The following is a 7,911-nucleotide window of genomic DNA, read 5'->3' as shown; positions in this document are numbered from 1 at the left end:
CCGGCGCACGTCCCGGCGGTGCCGGTGGCGGCTTCCAGCGCCCCGGCGGCGGCACCGGCTTCGGTCCTCCGCGTCCCGCGGGCGGCGGCGGTCGTGGTCGCGGCCCAGGCGGCGGCACGGCCGGTGCATTCGGTCGTGGCGGCGGCAAGAGCAAGGCTCGCAAGTCGAAGCGTACGAAGCGGCAAGAGTTCGAGATGCGCGAGGCTCCGTCGCTCGGCGGCGTGAGTGTTCCCCGCGGCGACGGCAACACCGTCATCCGACTCCGTCGTGGCGCCTCGATCTCCGACTTCGCCGACAAGATCGACGCGAACCCCGGTTCGCTCGTGACGGTGCTGTTCCACCTCGGTGAGATGGCGACGGCGACCGAATCGCTCGACGAGGCCACCTTCCAGGTGCTCGGTGAAGAGCTCGGCTACATGATCCAGGTCGTCTCGCCCGAAGACGAGGACCGCGAACTCCTCGAGGGCTTCGACATCGACCTCGACCAGGAGCTCGAAGACGAGACCGACGAGGAGCTCCAGCAGCGTCCTCCGGTGGTCACTGTCATGGGTCACGTCGATCACGGTAAGACCCGACTCCTCGACGCGATTCGCAACGCGAACGTCGTCGCGGGCGAGGCCGGCGGCATCACCCAGCACATCGGTGCGTACCAGGTGCACACCGAGCACGAGAACCTCGAGCGCGCGATCACCTTCATCGACACTCCGGGCCACGAGGCGTTCACCGCCATGCGTGCCCGTGGTGCGCAGGTGACCGACATCGCGATCCTCGTGGTCGCGGCCGACGACGGCATCATGCCGCAGACGGTCGAGGCGCTGAACCACGCACAGTCGGCCAACGTGCCGATCGTCGTCGCGGTGAACAAGATCGACAAGCCCGACGCCAACCCCGCCAAGGTGCGCCAGCAGCTCACCGAGTTCGGCCTCGTGGCCGAGGAGTACGGTGGCGACGTCATGTTCGTCGACGTGTCGGCTCGCGAGAACATCGGCATCCAAGACCTGCTCGACGCGGTGCTCCTCACCGCCGACGCCGGTCTCGACCTGCGCGCGAACCCGAATAAAGATGCCCGAGGCGTCGCCATCGAGGCGAAGCTCGACAAGGGCCGCGGTGCGGTTGCGACCGTGCTCATCCAGTCGGGAACGCTGCGGGTCGGCGACGCGATCGTCGCGGGCACGGCCTATGGCCGAGTGCGTGCGATGGCCGACGAGAACGGCGACGCCGTGCTCGAGGCCACGCCGGCGCGTCCCGTGCAGGTGCAGGGTCTGTCGAGCGTGCCGCGCGCCGGTGACACCTTCCTCGTGACGGAAGACGACCGCACCGCACGCCAGATCGCTGAGAAGCGTGAAGCCGCGCAGCGCAATGCCCAGCTCGCCAAGGCCCGCAAGCGCATCTCGCTCGAGGACTTCACCCGTGCGCTCGAAGAGGGCAAGGTCGAGGCGCTCAACCTCATCATCAAGGGCGACGTGTCGGGTGCCGTCGAGGCGCTCGAGGAGTCCTTGATGAAGATCGAGGTCGACGACAGCGTGCAGCTGCGCATCCTCCACCGCGGTGTGGGTGCAGTCACCGAGAGCGACATCGACCTGGCGACGATCGACAACGCGATCGTCATCGGGTTCAACGTCCGCCCCGACGTGAAGGCGCGCGAGCGCGCCGCCCGCGAGGGTGTCGACGTGCGCTTCTACTCGGTGATCTACAACGCCATCGACGACATCGAGAATTCGCTGAAGGGCATGCTGAAGCCCGAGTACGAAGAGGTCCAGTCGGGCGTCGCCGAGATCCGCGAGGTGTTCCGCTCCTCGAAGTTCGGCAACATCGCGGGTGTCATCGTGCGGTCGGGAACGATCACGCGCAACGCGAAGGCGCGGGTCATCCGCGACGGCGTCGTGGTCGGCGACAGCCTCGCGATCGAGTCGCTGCGTCGCTTCAAAGACGACGTCACCGAGGTGCGCACTGACTTCGAAGCCGGTATCGGCCTCGGCAAGTTCAACGACATCCAGGTCGGCGACGAGATCGAGACGATCGAGATGCGGGAGAAGCCCCGGGTGTAACTCGTGGATGGGGTCCCTGGTTCTTCACTCCGGTGAAGAGTGGGGGCCCCTACCTCGATTCACCGCACTGAAGAATCAGGGACCCCGAGGGTGCGACATCCCCGGGGCGAGGAAGGGCGAGGAAGATGGCGGATCCGGCACGGGCCAGGAAAATGGCCGATCGCATCAAGGAGATCGTCGCGAAGCGACTCGACAAGGGCCTGCGCGACCCCCGCCTCGGGTTCGTGACCATCACCGACGTGCGCGTCACGGGCGACCTGCAGCACGCGAGCATCTTTTACACCGTCTACGGTTCGGAAGCCGAGCGGAAGGACTCAGCGCGCGCGTTGACGGCCGCGACCGGCATGCTGCGCAGCGAGGTCGGGCGCAACATCACCGCGCGACTCACCCCGTCGCTCGAGTTCATCCCCGACGCGATCCCCGAGAACGCCGAGCACATCGAGTCGTTGCTCCGCGAGGCGCGCACGCGCGACGCCGAGGTCACGGTGCTCGCGAGCAGCGCGGAGTACGCGGGCGAGCCCGACCCCTACGTCAAGCCGCGCGATCTCGACGATGACGACGACTTCGACGACGAGGCGCTCGACGACCTCGAGGGCTCCGAAGACGACGACGAGGACCTCGGCGAACAGGCCGAGCTCGGCGGGCCCCGCTGACCCCGTTCAGCGACGACGGCCGTTGCCGAGGAGTTCTTCGGCGACGGCGGCGATTCGCGCGTGGAGGGCTTCGATGAACGCCAGCACCGTCGGCTGGCGAAGCGCCTCGGGCCGGCAGACGAGCCAATAGGGCAGTCGCTCGTCGATCTCGTCGGGGAACAGCCGCACGAGATCCTCATGCTGATCGGCGAGGAACGCGGGGAGCAGTCCGAATCCCGCGCCCGCGCGAGTCGCGTCGACGTGCACGTACACGTTCGTGCTCGACACCGCATCGAGCATGCCGAGGGTTGAACGCCGAGCCTCGTCGAGGGCGTCGACCTGCAGCATGGACTCGATGAAGTACACGAGCGGGGCGCCGTTCAGCTCGTCGAGCGACCGGGGGATGCCGCGGCGCTCGAGGAACGCGCGGCTCGCGTAGAGCCCGAGCGCGTAGTCGGCGAGATGGATCGCCTCGGCGCGGTGCACGTGCGGGCGGCCCACGACGACCTCGAGATCGACCCCGACACGCTGCTGGGCGGCTCTCCGCGTTGCGGCGACGATCTCGAGCGAGACACCCGGGTGAGCGCGGCGCACCTCGACGATCGCCGGCGAGGCGATGAAGCCGCTGAACCCGTCGGTGGCCGAGAGCCGCACGACACCCGAGAGGCTCGGCACGTCGGGAGAGAGCGAGCCGAGCGCGAGCTCGACGCCCTCGGCCGCGGTGATCGCGTGCTCGCCGAGCGGCGTGAGCACCCAGCCCGCCACGCCCCGTGCGAGCACGCGGCCGCCGAGTGCGGCCTCGAGGGCGCCGATGCGGCGTGCGATGGTCGTGTGATTGAGGCCGAGCTCGGCCCCGGCCGTGGTGAAGCGGCCGGCGCGGGCGACGGCGAGCAGCACGAGCAGGTCGTCGGGACTCGGCGGGGGACGGTGAGGGGTGAGCGCTGGCACTTCTGCATACTTGCACATTCCACGTGCGACTTTTGTCATTGGATGTGCGGATCGATGCAGTCATACTCAGGCGATGACGCGAATGCGTCGATCTATGCAAAGGAGCATCGGATGACCCAGACCCGTGTCGGCGAGGCGCAGACGCCCGCCGCGCCGCCCTCAGGACTCAGGCGAGTCGTGACCGCATCGATGGCGGGCACCGTCGTCGAGTGGTACGAGTTCTTCCTCTACGCCTCGGCGGCCACGCTCGTCTTCGGCACCGCGTTCTTCCCGCCGTCCGACGATCCGCTGAGCGGGATCATCGCCGCCTTCCTCACGTACGCCGTGGGCTTCATCGCCCGCCCGCTCGGTGGCATCGTCTTCGGCCACTTCGGCGACAAGTACGGTCGCAAGCGGCTGCTGCAGTTCAGCATCATCCTCGTGGGCGTCGCCACGTTCCTCATGGGATGCCTGCCGACCTTCGCGCAGATCGGCCTCGCTGCGCCGGTGCTCCTCGTGTTCCTGCGGTTCCTGCAGGGCTTCGCGATCGGCGGCGAGTGGGGCGGCGCGGTGCTGCTCGTCGCGGAGCACAGCCCAGCGCGCTCGCGCGGATTCTGGGCGAGCTGGCCGCAAGCCGCAGTGCCGGTCGGCAACCTGCTCGCGACGCTCGTGCTCTTCGTGCTCTCGGCGTCGCTCACCCAGGAGGCCTTCCTCGGCTGGGGCTGGCGCGTCGCGTTCTGGCTCTCGGCCGTCATCGTGCTCATCGGCTGGTACATCCGCACGAAGATCACGGATGCACCGATCTTCCTCGAGATGCAGGCCGAACGTGAGGCCGCCAAGGCCGTGTCGTACGGCGTCTTCGAGGTGCTTCGCCGCTACCCGCGGGGGGTCATCACGGCGATGGGCCTGCGAGTGGGGGAGAACATCCTCTACTACGTCGTCGTGACGTTCTCGATCGTCTACCTCACGCAGGTGGTGAAGGAGGGGACGACGAACACGCTGCTGCTGCTCGTCGGCGCCCATTTCGTGCACTTCCTCGTGATCCCGCTCTTCGGCCGGCTCGCCGACCGCATCGGCAGACGGCCGGTCTACGCCGCGGGTGCGGCCCTCGGCGCGACCTGGGCGTTCTTCGCCTTCCCGCTCATGAGCACGGCGCAGCCCGTGCTCATCTGGGCGGCGATCGCGATCGGCCTCGTCTTCCACGCGGCGATGTACGCAGGCCAGCCGGCGATCATGGCTGAGATGTTCCCGACCAGGATGCGCTACTCGGGCGTCTCCCTCGGCTACCAGGTCACCTCGATCTTCGCCGGCTCGCTCGCGCCGATCATCGCGACGAGCCTGTTGTCGCAGTTCGGTTCGAGCGTGCCGGTCGCCGTCTACGTGCTCGTCGCGTGCATCATCACCCTCATCGCGGTGGCCGCGGCCCGGGAGACACGCGGCTTCGACCTGCGCGATGTCGACGCATCCGACCGCGAACTCATGGCGGTGCGCGAGTCGAACGCCTCCTGAGCCCAGCGGATGCCCCGGCCACGCGGTCGGGGCATCCGCGCGCCCCTGCGAGAGGTCACGCGTGGGGCAGGCCGTACCCGCCATGGCCGTCGGGCACGGCGAGCCCGTCGGCGACGAGGCCGGCGACGGCACGATCGAGCTGGGCGGCATCCGGCCAGGTTCGCTCGAGCTCGGCACGCGAGACCGGCCGATGCGCGGCACGGAGCTCCCGCATCACGATGCCGCGCACCTGTCGGTCGGAGCCTTCGAAGCGCGCCTGCACGGCCTTGCGGGTGCCCGTGTATGCGGGGTAGCCGGCGGCACGCCAGGCGCACTGCGAACTGATGGGGCACTCGTCGCACCGTGGCGTTCGCGCCGTGCACACGGTGGCGCCGAGCTCCATGGCCGCCGCGTTGAACACGCGGGCCTCACGTGCATCCGCCGGCAGGAGTGCCCCCATCGCCGCGAGGTCGCGCGCGATCGACGGGGGAGCGGCCTCTGCGTGCCCGGCGACGGCGCGCGCGATCATCCGCCGGGTGTTCGTGTCGACGACCGGATGTCGCACGCCGAAGGCGAACGCGGCGACGGCGCGAGCTGTATAGGGGCCGACGCCCTGCAATGCGAGCAGTGCGTCGAGGTCGTGCGGAACCTCGCCGCCGTGCCGTTCGACGATCTCGGCGGCCGCGCGGTGCAGCCACAGTGCCCGCCGCGGGTAGCCGAGCCGGTCCCATGCGCGCACCGCCTCGGCGGGCGGCTCGGCGGCGAGGCTCGCCGGCGTGGGCCAGCGCGCCATCCACGCCTCCCACCGGGGGAGCACCCGGGCGACCTGGGTCTGCTGCAGCATGAACTCGCTCACGAGCACCGCCCACGGCGACACGTCGGCCGCACGCCACGGCAGCGGCCGCGCGGCATCCGCGAACCACTCGTCGAGGGCCCCGGCGATCGAGGTGGCGGTCTCGCTCGGCATGCCCTCCAGCCTATGTCGGCGCGCAGACCGCGAGGATAGGCTCGGCTCATGCGCCTCGTCACCACGCCTCGCGTCACGTTCCTCCGTGCCCTGGCCGACGAGATCCTCCAGCATCACGGGCGTGGTCGCATGATCGTGGCGATCGACGGCCCGCTGCAGAGCGGCAAGACCGCGTTCGGCGACGATCTCGCGGCCGTGTTCGGGGAACGCGACCACGCGGTGTTCCGCGCGAGCATGGAGGGCTTCCACCGTTCGCGGGCCGCCCAGGCGGCGTTCGGCGCCGATACCCCCGCCAGGTACTACGCCCACGGCTTCGACGAGTCGGCACTACGCCGGGTGCTCGTCGAGCCGTTCCGCCTCGGCGGCTCGACGGCGTTCGTGACGCGAGTGTTCGACCCCGCTCGCGACGCATGGGTGGAGCCGAAGTGGCTCACCGGGCCCCACGACGCCATCCTCGTGCTCGACGGGAGGTTCGTCTTGCGCGACCGGTTGGCCGGGCTCTGGGACTACCGCATCGCGCTCGACGGCGACCCTGTGGATCCCGCCGACAGGCTCGCCTATGCCGAGGGCGACCCGCGCATCGCGGCGTCCGCTGTCGTCGACAATCGCGACCCGGAGCACCCGCGACGCAGGTTTCTCGACAGTTGCTGACGGGCAATGCCCATTTCGGTGGGCCGCGGCTGCCCTGAGTGTGGGAAATCGGCTGCGAAGCCCGCTGCGATCGGGCATACTTGTGCCACTGCCCGCCCCCAAGCACGGCATGGCCCATCCCGAAACGCGGCACCCCACCGCATGGCCGGTATCCGCGCGCCCCAACCGCGCCACCCGACCCCGCTGTTTCGACTGATGTGCCGTGCCATCCGCCCGACCCATCAGGAGAACCCATGAGGATCCCTCGCGCCATTTTCGCCGCGGCCGCAACCGCCGGCGTCCTCGCCGTATCCCTTGCCGGAGGAGCGCTCCCGGCGAACGCCGTGCTCGTCGACGACCCGAGCGGGTCCGTCCAGTCGAGCTCCAGCACCGACAACTGCGCCGGTCTCGATTCCGGCAAGATCGACACCAAGGGCGACCCGGTCACCGTCACCGCCACGGCCCCCGAGGGCCAGCTCATCGACGGCTACTGCGTGAAGGCCGGCACCGTCGCGTACTACTACGACGTCGTCCCGCCCCAGGCGGAGATCGAGTTCAAGCATCCCGACAAGGACTCGGTGAGCCACTGGTCGGTGAGCTACGTCGACGGGTCCTTCACCGAGCCGACGCTCACGGGCTCGCTCGCCGGTGAGTGCGTCGCGAATGCGCCGTGGATCGTCTACGACGTCGTCTTGAACGACCCCGACGGAGTCGTGGCGACCGACGTCGTCTCGCTCGTCTTCACCGACGGCACGAGCACCGAGACGATCGAACTCGGCACCCTCGTCGATGGCAAGTTGTCGGGCAAGGCACTGTGGCCGGGCGCCACGGTCGCCGAAGACGGCGTGACCCCCACGGGATGGCCCGGCTGGGCGTTCGTCGGCGGCAAGTGGGTCGTCACCGACGACAACTTCGGCTGGACCCGCGACGTCACCGAGGTCAAGCTCGTCGTGAATCCTGAGCTCACCGTCGCCCTCGACTACCCGGCCGCGACCGCCGACTGCGCGCCGCCCGCGCCGGGCGGCGGAACCGGCGGTGCGACCACCACCACCACCACGACCACGACCACGACCAGCCTTGCCTCCACCGGCTTCAACGGTGGACTGATCGGCATCGTCGCTGGGGTGCTCGCCGTTGCAGGCCTCGCCCTGCTCGTCGTGACGTGGGTGCGGCGCCGGCGCGCGTAGGCTCCGAACGACTCGAGGGGGCCCGGTTCGCC

At 69.6% G+C, this 7,911-nt stretch carries 7 protein-coding genes; 5 read left to right on the top strand and 2 right to left on the bottom strand.

Annotated elements, in window-relative coordinates; translation table 11 throughout:
• Together infB and rbfA are read left to right on the top strand one after the other, a co-directional pair.
• Positions 1 to 2,048: translation initiation factor IF-2 (gene infB, locus J7E25_RS15900; RefSeq protein WP_214871134.1), on the top strand; the 2,048-nt coding region annotated here is incomplete at its 5' end.
• A gap of 125 nt (positions 2,049 to 2,173) precedes the next feature.
• Positions 2,174 to 2,701 (top strand): 30S ribosome-binding factor RbfA, encoded by a 528-nt coding sequence (gene rbfA, locus J7E25_RS15895; protein ID WP_214871133.1) that lies wholly within the window; start codon positions 2,174 to 2,176, stop codon positions 2,699 to 2,701.
• Between the two features lie 6 nt (positions 2,702 to 2,707).
• On the opposite strand, the gene J7E25_RS15890 is transcribed toward rbfA, so the two are convergent.
• Entirely contained in the window at positions 2,708 to 3,646 is a 939-nt protein-coding gene (locus J7E25_RS15890) for a LysR family transcriptional regulator (RefSeq protein WP_251007312.1), read from the bottom strand.
• A 93-nt stretch (positions 3,647 to 3,739) separates the two neighbouring features.
• Here J7E25_RS15890 and J7E25_RS15885 point away from each other — a divergent pair, with 93 nt between their 5' ends.
• Complete coding sequence (locus J7E25_RS15885) at positions 3,740 to 5,116, top strand: MFS transporter (protein ID WP_214871131.1); 1,377 nt, start codon at positions 3,740 to 3,742, stop codon at positions 5,114 to 5,116.
• Positions 5,117 to 5,171: 55 nt separating this feature from the next.
• Here J7E25_RS15885 and J7E25_RS15880 read toward each other — a convergent pair whose 3' ends face one another.
• Entirely contained in the window at positions 5,172 to 6,062 is an 891-nt protein-coding gene (locus J7E25_RS15880; RefSeq protein WP_214871130.1) for an A/G-specific adenine glycosylase, read from the bottom strand.
• A 48-nt stretch (positions 6,063 to 6,110) separates the two neighbouring features.
• Between J7E25_RS15880 and J7E25_RS15875 the strand changes: the two genes are divergently transcribed.
• Positions 6,111 to 6,713, top strand: a complete 603-nt coding sequence (locus J7E25_RS15875; RefSeq protein ID WP_214871129.1) for a uridine kinase — start codon at positions 6,111 to 6,113, stop codon at positions 6,711 to 6,713.
• Between the two features lie 233 nt (positions 6,714 to 6,946).
• Positions 6,947 to 7,879 (top strand): hypothetical protein, encoded by a 933-nt coding sequence (locus tag J7E25_RS15870; RefSeq protein ID WP_251039168.1) that lies wholly within the window; start codon positions 6,947 to 6,949, stop codon positions 7,877 to 7,879.
• The last annotated feature ends 32 nt before the right edge of the window (positions 7,880 to 7,911 follow it).

Origin of the sequence: Agromyces sp. ISL-38 (assembly GCF_018613935.1) — a bacterium.
In the GTDB taxonomy this organism is placed as follows: Bacteria; Actinomycetota; Actinomycetes; order Actinomycetales; family Microbacteriaceae; genus Agromyces.
This window is presented reverse-complemented; position numbering and strand designations above follow the sequence as displayed.